The organism is Arcobacter denitrificans (SeqCode), assembly GCF_048571185.1.
Classification (GTDB): Bacteria; Campylobacterota; Campylobacteria; order Campylobacterales; family Arcobacteraceae; genus Arcobacter; species Arcobacter denitrificans.
In genome coordinates, this window is the sequence record NZ_CP182350.1 from 2,510,726 (window position 1) to 2,528,576 (window position 17,851).

Annotated in this window: 24 protein-coding genes; 16 read left to right on the forward strand and 8 right to left on the reverse strand. The window is 29.1% G+C overall.

Annotated elements, in window-relative coordinates; translation table 11 throughout:
- The first annotated feature begins 64 nt into the window (after nt 1–64).
- From ACNI28_RS12630 to ACNI28_RS12645, 4 genes are all read left to right on the forward strand, one after another.
- Nucleotides 65–418, forward strand: a complete 354-nt coding sequence (locus tag ACNI28_RS12630) for a hypothetical protein (RefSeq protein ID WP_419764617.1) — start codon at nt 65–67, stop codon at nt 416–418.
- Between the two features lie 30 nt (nt 419–448).
- Nucleotides 449–712 (forward strand): hypothetical protein, encoded by a 264-nt coding sequence (locus ACNI28_RS12635; protein ID WP_419764618.1) that lies wholly within the window; start codon nt 449–451, stop codon nt 710–712.
- Entirely contained in the window at nt 712–957 is a 246-nt protein-coding gene (locus tag ACNI28_RS12640) for a GIY-YIG nuclease family protein (protein ID WP_419764619.1), read from the forward strand. Before ACNI28_RS12635 ends, ACNI28_RS12640 begins: the two co-directional genes overlap by 1 nt.
- A gap of 89 nt (nt 958–1,046) precedes the next feature.
- The gene (locus ACNI28_RS12645; protein WP_419764620.1) at nt 1,047–1,499 is read left to right on the forward strand and encodes a cupin domain-containing protein; all 453 of its coding nucleotides are present in this window, start codon (nt 1,047–1,049) and stop codon (nt 1,497–1,499) included.
- Nucleotides 1,500–1,526: 27 nt separating this feature from the next.
- Here ACNI28_RS12645 and ACNI28_RS12650 read toward each other — a convergent pair whose 3' ends face one another.
- Nucleotides 1,527–2,021 (reverse strand): flavodoxin, encoded by a 495-nt coding sequence (locus tag ACNI28_RS12650; protein ID WP_419764621.1) that lies wholly within the window; start codon nt 2,019–2,021, stop codon nt 1,527–1,529.
- Between the two features lie 185 nt (nt 2,022–2,206).
- Here ACNI28_RS12650 and ACNI28_RS12655 point away from each other — a divergent pair, with 185 nt between their 5' ends.
- Nucleotides 2,207–2,329, forward strand: coding sequence for a hypothetical protein (locus ACNI28_RS12655; RefSeq protein ID WP_419764622.1), 123 nt, complete (start codon nt 2,207–2,209; stop codon nt 2,327–2,329).
- 41 nt (nt 2,330–2,370) lie between these two features.
- Here the strand turns inward: ACNI28_RS12655 and ACNI28_RS12660 are convergent, their stop codons facing one another.
- Both ACNI28_RS12660 and ACNI28_RS12665 read right to left on the reverse strand, forming a co-directional pair.
- A complete protein-coding gene (locus ACNI28_RS12660) occupies nt 2,371–2,655 on the reverse strand; it encodes a DUF3144 domain-containing protein (RefSeq protein ID WP_419764623.1) in 285 nt (94 codons plus the stop codon).
- Nucleotides 2,656–2,702: 47 nt separating this feature from the next.
- Nucleotides 2,703–3,902 carry an NAD(P)/FAD-dependent oxidoreductase gene (locus tag ACNI28_RS12665; protein WP_419764624.1) on the reverse strand — a complete coding sequence of 400 codons (1,200 nt, stop codon included), beginning with the start codon at nt 3,900–3,902 and terminating at the stop codon, nt 2,703–2,705.
- Between the two features lie 212 nt (nt 3,903–4,114).
- On the opposite strand from ACNI28_RS12665, the gene ACNI28_RS12670 reads away from it, so the two are divergent.
- The 3 genes from ACNI28_RS12670 to ACNI28_RS12680 all read left to right on the forward strand — a co-directional run bounded on the left by ACNI28_RS12670 (nt 4,115) and on the right by ACNI28_RS12680 (nt 5,621).
- Nucleotides 4,115–4,864, forward strand: coding sequence for a metallophosphoesterase family protein (locus ACNI28_RS12670; protein ID WP_419764625.1), 750 nt, complete (start codon nt 4,115–4,117; stop codon nt 4,862–4,864).
- 71 nt (nt 4,865–4,935) lie between these two features.
- On the forward strand, nt 4,936–5,331 hold the full coding sequence (locus tag ACNI28_RS12675; RefSeq protein ID WP_419764626.1) for a hypothetical protein: 396 nt from the start codon (nt 4,936–4,938) through the stop codon (nt 5,329–5,331).
- A gap of 62 nt (nt 5,332–5,393) precedes the next feature.
- Entirely contained in the window at nt 5,394–5,621 is a 228-nt protein-coding gene (locus tag ACNI28_RS12680; protein WP_419764627.1) for a hypothetical protein, read from the forward strand.
- A 24-nt stretch (nt 5,622–5,645) separates the two neighbouring features.
- Here the strand turns inward: ACNI28_RS12680 and ACNI28_RS12685 are convergent, their stop codons facing one another.
- The 5 genes from ACNI28_RS12685 to ACNI28_RS12705 all read right to left on the reverse strand — a co-directional run bounded on the left by ACNI28_RS12685 (nt 5,646) and on the right by ACNI28_RS12705 (nt 9,396).
- Nucleotides 5,646–6,134 (reverse strand): type II toxin-antitoxin system antitoxin SocA domain-containing protein, encoded by a 489-nt coding sequence (locus ACNI28_RS12685; RefSeq protein ID WP_419764628.1) that lies wholly within the window; start codon nt 6,132–6,134, stop codon nt 5,646–5,648.
- Nucleotides 6,135–6,189: 55 nt separating this feature from the next.
- On the reverse strand, nt 6,190–6,804 hold the full coding sequence (locus ACNI28_RS12690) for an acyl carrier protein phosphodiesterase (RefSeq protein WP_419764630.1): 615 nt from the start codon (nt 6,802–6,804) through the stop codon (nt 6,190–6,192).
- Nucleotides 6,805–6,862: 58 nt separating this feature from the next.
- Nucleotides 6,863–7,942, reverse strand: a complete 1,080-nt coding sequence (locus ACNI28_RS12695) for a YeeE/YedE family protein (RefSeq protein WP_419764631.1) — start codon at nt 7,940–7,942, stop codon at nt 6,863–6,865.
- A 119-nt stretch (nt 7,943–8,061) separates the two neighbouring features.
- Nucleotides 8,062–8,325: a hypothetical protein gene (locus ACNI28_RS12700; RefSeq protein ID WP_419764632.1), complete on the reverse strand. Its 264-nt coding sequence runs from the start codon at nt 8,323–8,325 to the stop codon at nt 8,062–8,064.
- 9 nt (nt 8,326–8,334) lie between these two features.
- Complete coding sequence (locus ACNI28_RS12705) at nt 8,335–9,396, reverse strand: TRAP transporter substrate-binding protein (protein WP_419764633.1); 1,062 nt, start codon at nt 9,394–9,396, stop codon at nt 8,335–8,337.
- 117 nt (nt 9,397–9,513) lie between these two features.
- Between ACNI28_RS12705 and ACNI28_RS12710 the strand changes: the two genes are divergently transcribed.
- From ACNI28_RS12710 to ACNI28_RS12745, 8 genes are all read left to right on the forward strand, one after another.
- Entirely contained in the window at nt 9,514–11,346 is a 1,833-nt protein-coding gene (locus ACNI28_RS12710; RefSeq protein WP_419764634.1) for an ABC-F family ATP-binding cassette domain-containing protein, read from the forward strand.
- 1 nt (nt 11,347) lies between these two features.
- The gene (locus ACNI28_RS12715) at nt 11,348–11,797 is read left to right on the forward strand and encodes a protein tyrosine phosphatase family protein (RefSeq protein ID WP_419764635.1); all 450 of its coding nucleotides are present in this window, start codon (nt 11,348–11,350) and stop codon (nt 11,795–11,797) included.
- A gap of 58 nt (nt 11,798–11,855) precedes the next feature.
- A complete protein-coding gene (metX, locus tag ACNI28_RS12720; protein WP_419764636.1) occupies nt 11,856–12,962 on the forward strand; it encodes a homoserine O-acetyltransferase MetX in 1,107 nt (368 codons plus the stop codon).
- Complete coding sequence (gene xseB / locus ACNI28_RS12725; protein WP_419764637.1) at nt 12,959–13,159, forward strand: exodeoxyribonuclease VII small subunit; 201 nt, start codon at nt 12,959–12,961, stop codon at nt 13,157–13,159. Before metX ends, xseB begins: the two co-directional genes overlap by 4 nt.
- Before the next feature lie 76 nt (nt 13,160–13,235).
- Nucleotides 13,236–13,898, forward strand: coding sequence for a RadC family protein (gene radC / locus ACNI28_RS12730; RefSeq protein ID WP_419764638.1), 663 nt, complete (start codon nt 13,236–13,238; stop codon nt 13,896–13,898).
- Nucleotides 13,898–14,308, forward strand: a complete 411-nt coding sequence (locus tag ACNI28_RS12735; protein ID WP_419764639.1) for a type II toxin-antitoxin system PemK/MazF family toxin — start codon at nt 13,898–13,900, stop codon at nt 14,306–14,308. Before radC ends, ACNI28_RS12735 begins: the two co-directional genes overlap by 1 nt.
- Nucleotides 14,309–15,012: 704 nt before the next feature.
- Nucleotides 15,013–15,156 carry a hypothetical protein gene (locus ACNI28_RS12740; RefSeq protein ID WP_419764640.1) on the forward strand — a complete coding sequence of 48 codons (144 nt, stop codon included), beginning with the start codon at nt 15,013–15,015 and terminating at the stop codon, nt 15,154–15,156.
- On the forward strand, nt 15,153–17,840 hold the full coding sequence (locus tag ACNI28_RS12745) for a class I SAM-dependent DNA methyltransferase (protein ID WP_419764642.1): 2,688 nt from the start codon (nt 15,153–15,155) through the stop codon (nt 17,838–17,840). Before ACNI28_RS12740 ends, ACNI28_RS12745 begins: the two co-directional genes overlap by 4 nt.
- The last annotated feature ends 11 nt before the right edge of the window (nt 17,841–17,851 follow it).

The following is a 17,851-nucleotide window of genomic DNA, read 5'->3' on the forward strand; positions in this document are numbered from 1 at the left end:
CTTAATTAAAAATAGTGCAAAAGTTGAGTAAACTATTTAAAAATATGATGATTTAGGAACTTTGATGCTTGATAAGATAGATAAAGAGATGTTTGAATTTACAAGTGGAGTTAAAACTGTTGAAGGGTATGACAAACTTTTGGATTATATGAACAGTAGTATTTATTCAAGTATTAAGTTATTGATTTTTGCTTCTAGAACTTTTAGTATATATGGTAGAGTTTTGCTATTTTTTGTTATGTCATTTATGGGATTAGTTGCAATATCAAGTATTGGTGCTGTTGCTTTAAATACTATGTATCTTCTCGTGATAACACTTTTTCTATTTACTTTATTATTAGTATATGTTATGTATTTCAAGAAAAAATTTATTTTATATATTGAAAAATCAAAGTACAACAAGAAAAATACAAAATAATATATTGGCATTGATGAGAAGGAAGATATTATGTTTAAAAACAAAATAATAGAATATTATAAATTATTAAAAGTAAAAAAAGTTGACAAATACTTAATACTAACTGGTGTGATTGGTGTTATAATTGGTCTAGTCTTTGATATACCAATTATAAATCAAATATTTGTGTGGGCTATATTATTGGGTGTTTGTATAAAACTATATGATTTTACTGAAAAGATAGAAAGAAGTATTGTTCCATATGATTTCAATAATTTATTACCACCACCCAAAAAAAAGAGTGATAAGAAGTAATGTCATATTTTGTTTATATACTTGAGTGTTGCGATGGGACTTTATATACTGGAATTACCACTGATGTGGAAAAACGCTTAGATGAGCATAACTCTTCGCCAAAGGGAGCAAAATATACCAAAGCAAGACGTCCTGTAAAACTAATCTATGCAGAATCTTCAAGTGACAGAAGTAGTGCTTCTAAACGTGAATATGCTATAAAAAAGCTTTCAAGAGTCAAAAAACTTCAATTGATATCAAAATAATAGGTTAAAATATTAAACAATAATTTAGTTTTTATATAGTATTCTTTTTTAGTTGACTATATAGTCAACTAAATTAAAAAGGATATTAAATGAAAATAATTGAAAAAATAAATGATAGTAAAAATTATACGGCAGTGGATTTAGGTAGTTTAGATGAATTAATGGAATACTCTCTTATCCATAAAGTTAACAAACAAAAAATTGAAGGTAAAGTATTTTTAAAAGAAGCAACAAAATCTACAGGTACTGAGATTTCTTTTAATTCCTTAGCCCCTAAAACTGAGCAACCTTATTTTCATATACATTATAAAAATGAAGAGTCATATATTATCTTAAAAGGTTTTGGTTTTTTTCAAGTTGATGGAGAATTTTTTGAGATAAAAGAGGGTTCTGTTGTTCGTGTATCACCTAGTGGTGTGAGAGGTATAAGAAATGATTCTGACGAAACTATGATTTACATGGTAATTCAATCAAAAGAAAATTCACTGGAAGAATATACTACAGATGACGGAGAAAGAGTAGCATTTGAACCTAAATGGTAATTTAAAAGAAGACCATAAGGTCTTCTTTTAAAAGTGTTCTTCTATATCTTTTACCCAAGATTCGATTCTATCTTTACTTAGTTCACTTTGATTATCTTCATCTAAAACAAGACCAACAAATTGGTCATTTACAACTGCAGTTGATTCTTCAAACTCATAACCATCTGTAGAGGTAAATCCTACGATATTAGCTTCTTGTACATATTTGTAAAGATGACCTAATGCATTACAAAAAGTATCTTCATATCCTTCTTGATCACCAACACCAATAAGTGCTATTGTTTTATTGCTAAAATCTATCTCTTCTAAATTAGCTTCAAAGTCTTCCCAATCAGCTTGTAAATCTCCATCACCCCAAGTTGATGAAGCAAAAATTATCTTGTCGTATTGCTCAATATCTTCTTTTGATGTTTCTGATATATTATGTAGAGTAATCTCTTTTGAAAATGCACTTTTTACATCCTCAACAATTGTTTCAGTAGCTCCTGTATCACTACCGTAAAATAATCCTATAGTATCCATATATATAGTCCTTTCATATTTAATAAAACGGAAATATAACATAGGAAACTTAATTAGGACTAAAATAGTCCTAATTAATATTAAAATTTTATTTTATTTAAAACTAAAGTAAAATAATAGAGATAAACAATCTAATTCTTAATTATAAACTGCTATTATAATCTCAATTTTTTATAGGATGTTAGATGAGAAATATTTTTATAATAGCGATTATTGTAGCTTCTGTTGCTTATATGTTTGTAGTATTGGCAAATAAATACCAATCAATAAAAGCCACAAATACTCAAATAGAACAACAAAATAAATAAAATAGGGTAGTTTTTAGCTACCTTATAAAAGTTTTATTTTATTACTTCTCACCAAAAGTATAATTTTGAACATGAAAATCTATATGCTCTTTTAGTGCAAGTTCATATTGACCCAAAAAATACTCTACTATTTTATCTTTTTCTTTAGTCATATCTTCTGCATTTTCAAATGATGTTGCTGCCATCCAAGCATTAAATCTTGCTGCTGCATACATAAATGAGGCACTTACATCACCTTGTGTTGTTGTGTCATTCATCTGTTCATTTGCAAGTGCTATATGTTCATCTGCTCTTTTTAAAAATCCATTGTTGTTTTCATCAACCATTATTTATCCTAACTTTTTCCAATTATATTTAAATCTAACTTATGAGTTTATATATTTTTTAGTTTATTATACCCTTCACATATTAGTCTCAATAGTGGCTTTTTATAGGAATAAAATACAAACTTTTTGATTTCATATGCTATTCGACCTTTTACATGGAATAGCCCATAAATACTCCCCACTGCATACTTTCCTCCAAGGGCAATAAGTATTCCATCTAGTTTTGGATTAGATTTTATAAGCTCTTTGTTTTTTATCATGTTAAGGATATTTTGTCCTGCATTTGTACCACTAATTTTGGCAATAGTTACATTGGGAGGCATTATTTCCTCTTTTTCATTTTTGATTTCTGCCACATCTCCAATGGCAAAAATATTTTCATATTTACTTGTTTGCATATATTCATTTACAATAATTTGACCTTTTTTATTTTTTTTCACATCAAGTTCACTTCTAAGATTAGATGCTTCTATACCACCTGCAAAGATTATAAAAGAGTATTCTTTATTGGTGCCATTAGTAAAATAGGCTGTTTGATTTTCACATTTTTGAAGTTTTGTATTTGTAATAATTTCAATACCAAGAGATTTAAGTCTTTCTTGAGATAATCTTATTAACTCAGAGTCTAAGCCTGGTAAGATTGTATCTGCACTACTGACAAGAGATATTTTTAAATTATCACTAGTAAAGTTACCCCTTTTAAAAAATTTCTTGGTATTGTATGCCATTTCTGCTGCAATTTCAACACCTGATAAACCTGCACCCACAACTATTACTTCAATATCATCGGCCTCTTTTACTTCATATTGGATTTTCTTAAAAAGACGATTCTCAAAACATTGTTTAAAATAGATTGCCCAGTTGAGTTTTTTTATATCATGGGCAGTATTTATACCAGAAATAGATGATGGGAAAGAGGTTCTTGTTCCTGCTGCTATAATTAAATAATCAAACTCAACAATCTCTTCTTCTGCTGTATTTACTACTTTTTTTTCAGAATCAATTTGTGTGACTTTTAGGTTTTTATATTCTAAATAGCTGTGATTCAAACCTTCGCATAGGGTTGACAAGTCTATTGTAACATCAGAAATATTTAGTTTATTTGCTATTAAGTCGTATACTTCAGGTTGTAGATTATGAAAGGTGTTATTATCTATAAGTGTTATCTTGATGTCCTTGTCTTTGACAAGTTCTCTTAGGGCATATAGACCAGCATATCCCCCACCAATTATTACCACTTTTTTCATATGAAAACTCCTTTTTAACTACAAATTCTTTATAGAAATTTATTTTTAAATTAAGTTATTTACAATCATTGTATAAAAACAGTATTTTTTTAAGCTTAAACATTTTACTAAAAATTTCTCTTTTATAAAATATAATTTAAAATAAAGATAAATGAAAAATAAAATCTTTTTTGTTATACTTTCAAAAATTGAACAAAATAGGAATGCCAAAAATGAAAATAGCGATTTTATCTGATATTTGCTCAAATGTTTATGCCCTAAAAGCTGTTATAAATGATGCCAAGAGTAAAAAAGTTGATATGATGATAAATGCAGGAGATTCATTTTATGGTCCTATTGAACCTCGTGCTACTTATGAGTTACTAAGAGAAAATAACTTTTTTAATATCTGTGGAAATGAAGATAGAAAGATACTGGAAGCTTCTTTAGCCCAGTTAGAAGAAGATGAGATTTTAAAATATGCTTATGAAGATCTAAGAGAAGAAGTTTTATACTGGATACAGGATTTGCCTTTTGAGAAGTTTTTAGGGGCTGATTTATATGTAACTCACGGGACACAACATGATGATAGTGTTTATTTACTTGAAGATGTTAGTAGTGGTAAAGCTGTTTTAAGGGATGAAAAAAAGATTATAGAGCTTCTGGATGATGTTGAGTCTAAGTTTGTAGTTTGTGGTCACTCACATACTCCTAGATGTACAAATCTCAGTACTGGACAAGTGATACTTAATCCTGGTTCTGTAGGTATTCAAGCCTTCAAAGAAGAGTTACCAACTCCACATATTATAGAAAACAATTCTCCTGATGCTACATATATTATTTTAGATGTTGATTCAAGCCAATATAATATTGAGTTGGTAAAAGTTGCATATGACTTTGAAAAAGCTGCTCAAAAAGCTCAAAGTCATAGAAGAGATGATTGGGCGTATACTTTAAGAACAGGGAAAATACTTCCTTCTTAATATTATTTGGGTATAGTACCTCTCTATAGATTCTTTATTTGTTTATAGTATATTATAAACAAAGAGTACTTATGCAAAATTGCGATATCGTCTATATAAAAGGAAATCCATCTTCTGGAACACTCCTACAACATGATCAAATCAATAACTCAGTAATCGAACTTATCAAATCATATTCATATGAAATCATTGATTCCCAAGAGAAAAACTTATCAGGTGTTAAGATACCAAAAGCAAAAGTCTATATTGGCTTTTCAAGGGGTTCACGTTATTTAAATAAGTTAGATAAAACTTCACTAAAAATATCAATAGGTGGTATCTCTGGAAGCAATGTTCATCTATTTACAAATGTTGAAGATAAGATTTTATTAGGAGATATTTCAGATTTATCTATTCAAGGACATTTTATAATATGTGACAGGGATAAAATAAAAATAAAATCACTCATAGATAGCTTCTTACTATAAAAAGTAATCCTTTTCTTACCAACTTTTAAATATAATACAACAATTTCAAAATAGGTTAAAGTATGGCAAAAAGTTTAAACACAAACAGTGTAAAAAGTGTAAAATCAGAAAAAATAGCAGCAACTGCAAACCAAAATAAAAATGCAGTGAAAGTTGGGTTTTCTCAAGAAAGATATGAAAACGAACAAAAAGTAAATGCTAGAAAAGCTGCAAACTTAGCCCTAGCAAAAGAAAAAGCAAAGAAAAAAGCAAAGATGGCAAAGGCTTCTAAAAAGAAAAACAAAAAATAAAGTATAGAACCTAAGTTCTACACTTTAAATAATAACTTCACCTTTTTCTTTTGCTCTATATTCATCTATTTTAAATGTATCATTTGCAATAACTCTAGGTGTTGCTTCTTTGTATTGATTTACTAACTTATTTATAGTTTTTAGTTCATCCTCATCAAATAAATCCTCATCATACTCAATACCAATTTCTACAAATTTTATCTCAGTAAAGTTTTCTCGCTCTACAATATCAATATCTACATTGTCAAGTATCTCTTGAATAAAGAAAACTCTCTCATCATCATCTTCTAAAATCTCTTCACTTATAATCACATCAAAAAGTTCAGATAATAGTTTGGGTTCTGGACTTCTAGCCCCTTTTATATACTCATCACCAAATATTTTTTTACCACAATATTTAAGATGGTTATAATCCATCAAAAAAAGAAGAATAGATAACTTCTTATCATTTAACAGTTTTACTTGTTTGTGTAACATATATAAAATTACATTTGCTACTTTTGTCATATCCATTTTCGAACAATCCTTTTATTTAATTACGAAGTATACAAAATAATACATAAAGATATTAAATCTTCCAATGCTTCAATTTACTACTATTGATATTTTCTCTAACTTTATTGCAAAGTTGTGGAAAAAAAAGTAAAAAATCATCTTCAATACCATCTATGTTTTCACACACAATGTCATAGTATCTACTAACATTATCTCTTTTTAGAACTCTCATAGAGATTCTTTTATCAATTCTTTGAAATGATTGGTTTAGGTGCTCTAGGCTTTGGTATTTATTTAGTAAATCAAACTCTATTAGCTTTGTTAGTTTTTGTTTTGCTTCACTTGGAAGAGTATGCATATTTTTATTTGCTTTTATGTAAAAGTCATCTAAAAACTTATCAAGGCTTATATTTGAGTATCTATGCCAGTTTTTTGTAAGTAAATAATCATATGTGAGGTCAATAACAACAGCTTTAAGTAAGCCAGTATTTCCAAGTCTATTTTTACTTTGTTTGAAAGTAGGGTGCTTATCTGTATAGGAGTCTATTAGCTTATGTATTTTCATTCCATCTTTTATATTTTCATTTGCTCCCACCCAAGCTTTTGCTTTTAAAGGATCAGCTAAATAGTTGCCAATTTGAAAATCTATATTATGTTCTGATAAAAATATATGTGCAAGCCAATTCATAAGTTTAAAGTACAAAAGTTTACTTTAATAAGAAGTAAACTTTTATAACTAGAATTTTTTATATATTATAATCAGGTGGCGTATCATTCCATTCAAAAACAAAACACATAGGAAGTTTTCCAGACTTATTTAAAATCTTGGCAGTTATTACTCCTGAGATAAAAATAGAACTAATAGCTAAAAATGAAGCAAAAGCTAAAGTTGACATACCAGTTAAACCTTGTCCAACAGTACAACCAATAGATAAAATACCACCAGTTCCCATTAAAGCTCCACCAAACATATTGTAGGTTACTCTATTTACTTTTTGTGTTGCAGTACATCCAAAGCTATATTTTTTATTGAAATATGACATTGTAAAAGCACCAACTATTACTCCACACACTAAAGCAATAGGAAAGGTGAAATTATTTACTTGATAATACATAAACAGTTCTAAGCTTTTAGCTGTAGGATAAATAAAAGAGATACCAGAAAGCTCAATTAGTCTCTCCATACTCTCTTCACCCATAACTCCAGTTATTGCCCAAGCAGAAGCTATAAGTAGACCTATTAAAAAACCATCTACTAAAGTGAAGATTCTTTTTATACTTTTAGTCAATAAAAACAAAATCACAAATAAAACTGCTAAAACAACATAGATATTCATAGTGCTATTTTCAATCATAGATGATATTTTTAATAAAGTTTCATTATTAGTTATCGGACTTAGATAGCCTTGAATAAGTCCTTTTGCAGTTGCAAACCCAAATATAGCTATAAAGACCAAGGTAATAAGTGATCGAGAATCACCTTGCCCAAACTTTATTAAGTGTCTATTACTACATCCATCTGCAATCATCATACCAGTACCAAATAGTAGTCCACCAAATATAATAATGAAGTAATTTACATCTTGTTTATAATATACAGTTTGTGTTAAATCTAATTCAAAGTATGAACTCACTAATGTTGTAGCAATTATAGCTACAATCATAGCCACTACAACAGAAGCACCCCTTTTAGTAGATTTTGTTAAGATATAATCTTTAATAGAGCCACTAAAGCAGAACTGATTTTTTTGGGCAATCATACCAAATAACATTCCAAGTATTAGCCCTAAGATATTTATAGTTTCGTAAACTTCTAGTTCAAACATATTTTTCCTAACTTATAATTATAGTTTATTATTGTAATAAAAATGGATTATATTAAATAAAAACTATAAAATAAGTTAGTTAAAAAAACTAAATTATTTTATGGTGTATTTATTTAAAATTAGACCTCTTGGTTCTCCACTTTCATATCTTCTAGTCCCTCAATGATATCTAAAGCTTCTTCTTGAGTGATGCTTTGTTTTTCTATATCAATTAAGACTTCATCAAAGTATTTTTTCACATCACTCATATATTTTAACTCTTCTTTTAAAGCCTTATCATTCTTCTTTTTATCCAATGCACTTTTTATACCATTGATAGTCTCATTTATCTCTACTAAAACATCATCTTTTAGTAGCTTTTCCAAATTTTTAATATAATCCAACTTATATCCTTATATATTATCTTTTAAGTATAAAAAGTCAGACATTTTAGTCCACTCTCTTACTTTTTTTATATATTTATCTTGTGAATCCAATACCTCTTTTAAAAGAGGACTTTTTGCACCAAGTTCAACTCTTAGTTCACTATTTGCTTTTTTAAGAGCATTCATAACATCACTTGGTAGAGTTTTAACTTTTATATTTGGATATTCACTCTTCATCTTTTGCCAAGCTGTTGCATTCATATCATAGTTTTGAATATACATATCATAAGCAGCAACTCTCATAGAGATGATTAATATCTTTTGTAAATCTTTTGGTAGTTTTTTAAATACTCTTTTATTTACCATAAAGTTCATTTCACTTGCTGGTTCATGCCAACCTGTATAATAAAAAGGTGCTATTTTATGAAAGCCCATTTTTATGTCCATAGATGGTCCCACCCATTCTAAGGCATCAATTGAGTTTCTATCAAGTGCAGTATATAGTTCACCTGGAGCTATATTTGTAACTTGTACTCCAATTCTTGCCATAATCTCACCTGCAAAACCTGGAATTCTCATTTTAAGACCTTGTAAGTCATCAAGTGATTTTATCTCTTCTCTAAACCAACCACCCATTTGAACGCCAGTACTTCCCCCTGGAAATGACAAAATATTGTGTTTAGCATAAACTTTTTGCATAAGTTCTAATCCACCACCTTCATAAAACCAAGCATATTGTTCAGGTGCAGTTAAACCAAAAGGCATAGAAGTAAAAGGCAAAGTATTTATATCTTTACCCTTAAAGTAGTATGAAGCACTATGCCCCATATCATACTGTCCAGCTTTTACCATATCCAAAATCGCAAAAGGAGCTTTGTGTTTATTTGCAGTATCAACTTTGATTTGCAGTCTTCCATTTGACATCTCATTTGCATATTTTGCCATATTATTAGCAGCATCAATTAGTGGAGATAGTGTTGGACCCCATGTTGTAGCCATTTTTATTTTGTATACTTTCTCTTTAGCAATTAGCTGTGTAGTTAAAAATAGTGAAACAATAAGTATTGTTATATTTTTTAGATTTCTCATTTTCTTCCCTTTAAGCAGTAAATTTAATCCGTAATTATACACAAAAGTTCTCTTCTAATAAGCTTATAAACTCCCCTTGCGTATAATCCCCTTTCAATTAACAAAAAAGAAGAATATATGATAGAACTTTCAAACGTGTCAAAGAGCTTTGGTAAACAAACACTATTCGATGAAGTAACCTTTAGATTAAACTCTGGGGATAAGATTGGATTAGTAGGAAGAAATGGTAGTGGAAAATCTACTCTTTTCAAATTGATTTTAGATGAAGAGCACCCAGATGCTGGAGAAGTATTAAAACCAAAAAACTATAGAATAGGTGCTTTAAAACAGCATCTTGTATTTACAGAAAAAACTATCACAGATGAAGCAGCACTTGCCCTTAGTGAAGAACATAAGTATGATATTTATAAAGTAGAAAAGATACTTTTTGGACTTGGTTTTTCACAAGAAGATTTATTAAAAGACCCTTTATCTTTTTCAGGTGGATACCAAATCAGAATAAATCTAGCCAAACTACTTTTGACAGAGCCAAACTTACTACTACTAGATGAGCCAACAAACTACCTTGATATTGTTTCATTAAGATGGCTAAAAATATTTTTGAAAAACTTTGATGGGGAAGTTATAATTATCACCCATGATAGAGATTTTATGGATGCAGTTACAACTCATACTATGGGATTAGTTAGACGTAACCTAAAAGTAGTAAAAGGTGATACACATAAGTTTTATGACAAATTAAAAGAAGAAGATGAACACCACGAGAAACAAAAAGCTTCACAAGACAAAAAAGTAAAACAGCTAGAAGAGTTTATTGCTAAAAATAAAGCCAGAGCATCAACTGCAAACTTGGCACAATCAAAAGTAAAACAGCTAGAAAAGATGGATATTTTAGATGATTTGAATTTTGATTCTACACTAAGTTTTGATTTCAATTATAAAGAAACTCCTGCAAAAGTTCTACTTGATGTAAAAGATTTAAGCTTTGGATATACAAAAGAGAAAATACTTTTTAAAGATATTTCTTTTACTCTACAAAAGGGTGAAACACTTGGAATCATAGGAAAAAATGGTAAAGGTAAATCTACACTTCTAAATACAATAGCAGGTGAATTAAAAGCCTTACATGGAATAACCGAACTACATACAAGTACAACCTTTGGACACTTTGGACAAACAAATATTTCACATCTAAACCCAGACAACACAGTTATGGATGAAGTTTATCTTACAAACAACAAATTAGGTGAAGGAACAGTAAGACGTATTTGTGGTGGTATGATGTTTTCAGGGGATGATGCTAAGAAAAAAGTTTCACTTCTTTCAGGTGGTGAAAAAAGTAGGGTAATGCTTGGAAAAATCTTAGCAAAGGAAGTTAATCTACTTTTCTTAGATGAGCCTACCAACCACCTTGATATGAGTTCAATAGAAGCTTTAACACAAGCTATTAAAAACTTTGAAGGTTCTTCTATTATCGTAACGCATAGTGAAGAGTTACTTCGTGCTGTTTGTGATAGATTGATTATATTCTCAAATGGAAGTGCTGATTATTTTGATGGAACTTATGATGAGTTTTTAGAAAAGATTGGTTGGGAAGATGAAGAGGAAGGACCTAAGAAAAAATCTAAACCAAAAATAAATAAAAAAGAGAGCAAAAGACTAAGAGCCTTAGTTGTCCAAGAAAAGAGTAAAATAGCAACTCCTATAAAAAAAGAGATTTCAGCACTAGAGAAAAAAATCATATCAATAGAGGCTTTAGTTGATACAAAAAAAGAAGAGTTGGCTGATGTTACAAGCAAAGGTGACAATAGTAAAGTAATAGAGCTATCAAAAGAGATTGCTGTGTTGGAAAAAGAGGCTGAAACTAAGTTTGAATCTTTAGAGATCTCTCAAACAAAACTAGATAATATAAACGATGAATATCAAATAAAACTAGAAGAGTTGATGTAACATGAATCCTGAGACTATTTTAAACTACATAAAAATAAATGAAAACATTTCCACATCTGGACAGCCTACAAAAGAGCAGTTTGAAGCTATCTTAGAAGATGGTTTTGATGTTGTTATTAATTTAGCTTTATCAAGTGCAACAAATGCTTTAGATAATGAAGATAAAATAGTTTCAACTTTAGGCATGACTTATATTCATATTCCTGTGGATTTTGAAAATCCTACAAAAGATGATTTAAAACTTTTTCTAACCATCCTATCTTCACTTGAAGGTAAAAAAGTACTTGTGCATTGTGCTTTAAACTACAGAGCAAGTGCTTTTATGTATGTCTATCATAAATATTTTCTAAAAACACCCTTTGATAATATAGATTTATCTATGATGCAAGAGTGGTCACCTTCAAAGGTTTGGCAAGAGCTTATGAAGACAAGTTTTGAACAGTTGCAATAAAATAATCATTTTAGATTTGTTTTGTTAAAATGCACCAATTAATTAAAATGGATTTTTTTTGAAAATAGAGACAAAAACAGCTAAATTTACAAACCCCTTATACCTCGAAAGCGGAAGAATACTTCAACCTTATGAAATAAAATACGAAACTTACGGTGAACTAAACGAAGACAAATCAAATGTTATAGTAATTTGCCATGCCCTAGCAGGCTCACACCATGCAGCAGGACGTTATGAAAATGAAGCAAAGCCTGGTTGGTGGGATAATTTTATAGGTGATGGAAAAACAGTAGATACAAATAAATACTTTGTAATATGTACAAATAATATAGGCTCATCTTTTGGTTCAACATCACCTATGAGTCCTATGTTGCCCTCTTCTGAACCCTACAGATTTAAGTTTCCAGTTTTAGTTGTAAGTGATATTGTAAAAGCCCAAAAAATACTTTTTGACTCACTTGGAATATATCATGTAAAAGCAGTTATTGGTGGAAGTATGGGTGGGATGCAAGCACTTTGTTACTCAATAGAGTATCCAGAGTTTGCAGATACAATTATCGCTATGGCAACAACAGCATATACAAGACCTTGGGCTATTGCTGTCAATAAAATAGCAATGGAAACCATAAGAAACGACCCAGCTTTCAAAGATGGAAACTACACAAAAGATGACCTCATAGCAAATGGTTTGCCAGGACTTGCTATTGGAAGAATGGCAGGACTAATAGCCTACGTAGGACCTACATCTATGGAAAATAAGTTTGGTAGAAACTATGTAGAAACAGATGGACTTTATGAACTTTTTGGAAGATTTGAGGTGGAGAGATACTTGGAATACAACGCCTACAATTTTCCAAAAATCTTTGATCCTTTATCATATTTGTATGTATGTAAAACTATGAACATTTTCGATGCAGCAAGGGGAACAGATAAGCTACCAGATGCGCTAGCAAAGATAAAATCTAGGCTTCATCTTATCTCTTTTTCTGATGATGTTTTGTTCTTTCCAAAAGAGATGGAAGAGATATATACAACAATGAAAGATATGAATATGGAAAATGTAACCTATAAAATGGTAGAATCATCCCATGGACATGATTCATTTTTAGTGGAACTTGATAAATTTAAAGACTATGTAGTCGATATATTAGAAGGAAAAATATGAGTGAAGAGACAAAAGAAGAGTTAAGCTTCGAAGAAAAAGTAGAAAATGCAAAAGAGTTGTTAGAAAAGTTATCAAACCCAGATATTACTTTAAGTTCTTCTGTTGAGATATACAAAAATGGTATGAAAGAGATAGAAGATGCTCAAAAACTACTTGAAACTGCGAAATTACAATTCGAAGAGCTATCTGATAAATAAAATATAACAATTTGAAATATTTTTTATCACTATAAAAAATATTTGCTAAACTTTTCTTAACGGTTAGGAGAAGTTTATGAAAACTATAGGTGAACTACAAGGCATAGATAAGCCCAGAGAAAGACTTTTTAAGTATGGTCTAAGTGCCCTAAAAAACTACGAACTTATTGCTGTATTATTAGGAAGTGGAGTAAAAGGCAAAGATGTTATAAAACTCTCCCGTGAAATAGAAAAATACTTTGACTCAAACTTTGAAAATATAGATTTAATAAGCTTACTAAAAGTACATGGCTTAGGCAAGGCAAAAGCTAGTCAAATAATAAGTGCCATAGAACTATCAAAAAGATACCTAATAGATACCCAAAACTACAAAATAAACTCTGCACAAGATGTATACGAAGAGCTAAAACCCTACAAAAACAAACGCCAAGAATACTTTCTAAGCCTATATTTAGATGGAGCAAACAATCTAATAGAAACCAAAATCATCACAATAGGAACCCTAAACCAAAGCCTAGTTCACCCAAGAGAAGTATTCTCCCACGCCATAGAAAAAAGATGCGCCAGTATCATAGTAGCTCACAATCACCCAAGTGGCATATTAAAACCAAGCAGTGAAGATATAAATGTTACCCAAAGACTAAAAGAATCAGGAAAGATTTTAGGCATAGAACTGCTTGATCATGTGATATTTACAAATGATGGCTTTGTTAGTTTAAAAGAAGAGGGTGTGTTGTGATGGATAGATTTTTTGATGAATGGTATGAAGTAAAAAAAGAACTTACTAAAAATGAAAGAAAATTAGGTATAAAATCAAGAGAAATATTTTGGGCAAATATTGGACAAAATATTGGTTATGAACAAAATGGTAAAGGTAAAAACTTTGCAAGACCTGTTATTGTTGTAAGAAAACTCACAAAAGATTTATTTTTAGGAATCCCAACTACTACAACACTTAGAGAAGATAATGATTATTTTCATAAATTCAAATATACTACATATAATAATGAAGTTTTAAATGTTTCGGCATTAATTTTACAAGTAAAAGTATTTAGTATAAAAAGAATAATGAACAAAATTGGAATGATTAATAAAGAAGATTTTAAAGTAATTGTAGAAAAGTCAAAAAACCTATTTGGCCCCACTTAAAATAAGTGGGTGTGCCCGTAGGCGAATTATAGGAGTATTATATCTTATAGCTTTTGTTTTGTCAATTTTTGTTTGGTCTTGAAAATCTGAGATTTCCGCTTCTTCACTTTTTGGTGGCAAAAAGTAAAACAAAAAGCCACCAACGGCTGCGAAGCCAAAGGTTCCCTCACTTATTATTTATCTTTCCTGCCTTGCAAAACTCATATACAAATATGCTCTTTAGCATATTTGTATATTCAAACAGTTGCAAGTCTTTTCCGAAAACAGAAATAAACGCTCGGCTTCTGTAGATGTTGGATTGGGGATATTGAAAGATTTTTTGATTTAAAAGTTCTCTTTTACAAACTCTAACAAGAAATAAGTGCCTCTATTTTTACTCTTCTTTAACCGTAAAGAAAGTAACAAAGAAAACTCTCAACGGCTTCATCGGTCTTCGACTTCTTAAATTTTATGATTGTGATTTGCTTTCAAATAAAACTCATTAATATATGCTCCCAGCATATCTCTTAACATTCAAACAGTTATTTGAGGATTACGCAAATCAAAATAAACAATTTAACGATTGCAAATGTTGAATTGAGGGAATAAGGACATTTTCTTTTTTGATTTTAGTAATATAACTAAAAGTATCTTTTATTTTATCGGTATCACTACTATGTTTTAGTAAAATAATATTCTTAAATTTATAATACCTTGGACAATAAATGAAATACAATGAAGATACAAGAGTAAAAATACCATCTATATTACATCTTACACGATTAGGATATAAGTATTTATCTTTGAAAAATTCTAATTGGGATATAAATACAAATATATTTAATGCTAGTATTAAGAGATTAAAATGAATACAAAAGAAATAGAACAAAATATACAAAATATTATTGATAATTTTTCAAAGGAAGAGTTTATATATGACTTACTTTTAGCTTATGGCATATCAAAAACTTCTATTACAAGATTAAAAAAAGGTGACTTTAATCTATCCAAAAATAAAGATGAAATTCTTTATAAGAAAAAAATATTTTTTAAAGTAGTAGATAGTGATAATTTATTAAATACTATTGACACTTTATCTAAAGATGAAACAATCCTAAAGCAAGAGCCTAGATTTATGATTGTCACAGACTACAAACATATTTTGGCGAAAGATCTAAAGTTAAATAAATTACCTTTAGATATTGAGATAGAAGATTTACCAAAACATTTTGATTTCTTTTTACCTTTAGCTGGAAGTGAAGTTTATAAAGCTAGTAATGATAATGAAGCAGATAGAAATGCAGCTTATAAAATGGCAATACTTTATGATCTTTTAAGAGAAGAAAATCCTGATATTTACAACTCTAAAGAGCAAATTCATAATCTAAATATTTTTTTATCACGTTTATTGTTTTGCTATTTTGCTGAGGATACTGGAATATTTAAAGAAGAGAGTATCTTTACTGATACTTTAGTTCAACACACTAATGACAACGGAAGTGATACTCATGAGTTTTTAGGTCGTTTATTTCAAAGACTAAACACTTCACATACTAATGATTTTGTTGAATATTTAAAAAAGTTCCCCTATGTAAATGGTGATTTATTTAAAAATTCTATTGATATACCTATCTTTTCTTTAAAGGCAAGAAAGCTGTTAATTGAACTTGGTAATCTTCAATGGAGAAAAATAAATCCTGATATATTTGGCTCTATGATACAAGCAGTAGTTATAGATGAGTATCGTAGTGATTTGGGTATGCATTATACTTCAGTACCAAATATTTTAAAACTTATAAAGCCATTGTTTTTAGATGAACTTTATGAAGAGTTTGAAAAGTCAAAAGAGAGTGTAAAAAAATTACGAGAATTAATAATAAGACTTTCAAAAATTAAGTTTTTTGACCCTGCTTGTGGTAGTGGAAATTTTCTAATTATTACATATAAAGAGATAAGACTTTTAGAGATAAAAATACTACAACAAATCATTGAGTTAGAACAGTCTCATTTGTGGATTGATAGTGTTATATCATTAGAACAATTTTATGGAATAGAGATAGATGATTTTGCTCATGAAGTTGCTATTTTATCACTTTGGCTAGCTGAACATCAAATGAATCAATATTTTGAAGAACAATTAGAAGGATATACTGACCATAAATCAATTATTCCACTAAAAAAATCAGGTACAATTATTCGAGGTAATGCTACTCGATTAGATTGGAAAGTTATTTGTCCTATTTCAAAAAAAGATGAAGTTTATATCATAGGAAATCCTCCATATTATGGGAGTAGAAAACAAAATTCTGAGCAAAAAGATGATTTAAAAGTGGTATTTCAAAAAGATTATAAAAGTTTAGATTATATTTCTGCATGGTTTTATAAAGGAGCAAAATACATTGAAAGTTTCAATGCAAAGTTTGCTTTCGTTTCTACTAATTCCATTTGTCAGGGATTATTAGTGCCTATAACTTGGAATAGAATATTAAATGATAAAATAGAAATAGATTTTGCACACCAATCATTTAAATGGACTAATAATGCAAAAGGAAACGCTGGAGTAACTGTTATTATAGTAGGTTTAAGAAATGTTTCTAACAAGCCTAAATTTATTTTTAAAAATAGTATTCGAAGTGAAATAAAAAATATAAATGCATATTTAATAAATGCTTCAAATATTTTAATTGATAAAAGTGAAAAATCTATTTCAAATTTTCCTGAAATGAATTTTGGAAATATGCCAGCAGATGGAGGAACCTTATTATTTACAGAAGAAGAAAAAATAGATTTTTTATCTAAAGAGCCTAATGCAAAAAAATATATTAAACCTTTATTATCTGCTCATGAGTTTATAAATGGAAAAAATAGATTTTGTTTATGGTTAGAAGATATAGAGGAAGAAGAATACTCAAAGCTACCATTGGTTAAAGAAAGGGTAGAAAAAAACTATTTAATTAGATTAGATTCCTCAAGACCACAATTAGCAGAAATTCCACATCTATTTGCTCAAATAACTCAACCCCCAGAAAAGAATTTTATTTTAATTCCAGCACATTCATCAGAATTAAGACATTATATACCTATAGGGTATTTTAATTCATCTTATAAAGCAAATAATAGTAATTTAATAATAGCGACAGAGGAACCTTGGATTTTTGCAGTTGTTACAAGCCGTATACACATGGTTTGGGTTAAAAATATAGGTGGTAAAATTAAAACAGACTATAGATATTCAGCTAAACTTTGTTATAACACTTTTCCATTCCCTGAAATATCAATTAAACAAAAAGAAAATTTAAATCTTTATGCTTTTACAATCTTAGAATGCAGAGCTAAATATTCAAGTAAAACAATGGCTTCGCTATATAACCCAGATACTATGCCAAAAGATTTAAAACAAGCACATAAAGAATTAGATGAAGCAATAGAAAAATGCTACCGCCTACAACCTTTTAAAAATGATACGGAACGATTAGAATATCTATTTAAAATGTATGAAGAGATGATAAAAAAAAATACATTATTTCAAAAACAAAGAAAAACAAAAAAATGAAGAGGAATAAA

What these genes read in the sequence shown, in the direction of transcription:
- ACNI28_RS12630 (WP_419764617.1), top strand. Translation starts at nt 65, where the DNA reads ATGCTTGATAAGATAGATAAAGAGATGTTTGAATTTACAAGTGGAGTT.
- ACNI28_RS12635 (WP_419764618.1), top strand. Translation starts at nt 449, where the DNA reads ATGTTTAAAAACAAAATAATAGAATATTATAAATTATTAAAAGTAAAA.
- ACNI28_RS12640 (WP_419764619.1), top strand. Translation starts at nt 712, where the DNA reads ATGTCATATTTTGTTTATATACTTGAGTGTTGCGATGGGACTTTATAT.
- ACNI28_RS12645 (WP_419764620.1), top strand. Translation starts at nt 1,047, where the DNA reads ATGAAAATAATTGAAAAAATAAATGATAGTAAAAATTATACGGCAGTG.
- ACNI28_RS12650 (WP_419764621.1), bottom strand. Translation starts at nt 2,021, where the DNA reads ATGGATACTATAGGATTATTTTACGGTAGTGATACAGGAGCTACTGAA.
- ACNI28_RS12655 (WP_419764622.1), top strand. Translation starts at nt 2,207, where the DNA reads ATGAGAAATATTTTTATAATAGCGATTATTGTAGCTTCTGTTGCTTAT.
- ACNI28_RS12660 (WP_419764623.1), bottom strand. Translation starts at nt 2,655, where the DNA reads ATGGTTGATGAAAACAACAATGGATTTTTAAAAAGAGCAGATGAACAT.
- ACNI28_RS12665 (WP_419764624.1), bottom strand. Translation starts at nt 3,902, where the DNA reads ATGAAAAAAGTGGTAATAATTGGTGGGGGATATGCTGGTCTATATGCC.
- ACNI28_RS12670 (WP_419764625.1), top strand. Translation starts at nt 4,115, where the DNA reads ATGAAAATAGCGATTTTATCTGATATTTGCTCAAATGTTTATGCCCTA.
- ACNI28_RS12675 (WP_419764626.1), top strand. Translation starts at nt 4,936, where the DNA reads ATGCAAAATTGCGATATCGTCTATATAAAAGGAAATCCATCTTCTGGA.
- ACNI28_RS12680 (WP_419764627.1), top strand. Translation starts at nt 5,394, where the DNA reads ATGGCAAAAAGTTTAAACACAAACAGTGTAAAAAGTGTAAAATCAGAA.
- ACNI28_RS12685 (WP_419764628.1), bottom strand. Translation starts at nt 6,134, where the DNA reads ATGGATATGACAAAAGTAGCAAATGTAATTTTATATATGTTACACAAA.
- ACNI28_RS12690 (WP_419764630.1), bottom strand. Translation starts at nt 6,804, where the DNA reads ATGAATTGGCTTGCACATATATTTTTATCAGAACATAATATAGATTTT.
- ACNI28_RS12695 (WP_419764631.1), bottom strand. Translation starts at nt 7,942, where the DNA reads ATGTTTGAACTAGAAGTTTACGAAACTATAAATATCTTAGGGCTAATA.
- ACNI28_RS12705 (WP_419764633.1), bottom strand. Translation starts at nt 9,396, where the DNA reads ATGAGAAATCTAAAAAATATAACAATACTTATTGTTTCACTATTTTTA.
- ACNI28_RS12710 (WP_419764634.1), top strand. Translation starts at nt 9,514, where the DNA reads ATGATAGAACTTTCAAACGTGTCAAAGAGCTTTGGTAAACAAACACTA.
- ACNI28_RS12715 (WP_419764635.1), top strand. Translation starts at nt 11,348, where the DNA reads ATGAATCCTGAGACTATTTTAAACTACATAAAAATAAATGAAAACATT.
- xseB (WP_419764637.1), top strand. Translation starts at nt 12,959, where the DNA reads ATGAGTGAAGAGACAAAAGAAGAGTTAAGCTTCGAAGAAAAAGTAGAA.
- radC (WP_419764638.1), top strand. Translation starts at nt 13,236, where the DNA reads ATGAAAACTATAGGTGAACTACAAGGCATAGATAAGCCCAGAGAAAGA.
- ACNI28_RS12735 (WP_419764639.1), top strand. Translation starts at nt 13,898, where the DNA reads ATGGATAGATTTTTTGATGAATGGTATGAAGTAAAAAAAGAACTTACT.
- ACNI28_RS12740 (WP_419764640.1), top strand. Translation starts at nt 15,013, where the DNA reads ATGAAATACAATGAAGATACAAGAGTAAAAATACCATCTATATTACAT.
- ACNI28_RS12745 (WP_419764642.1), top strand. Translation starts at nt 15,153, where the DNA reads ATGAATACAAAAGAAATAGAACAAAATATACAAAATATTATTGATAAT.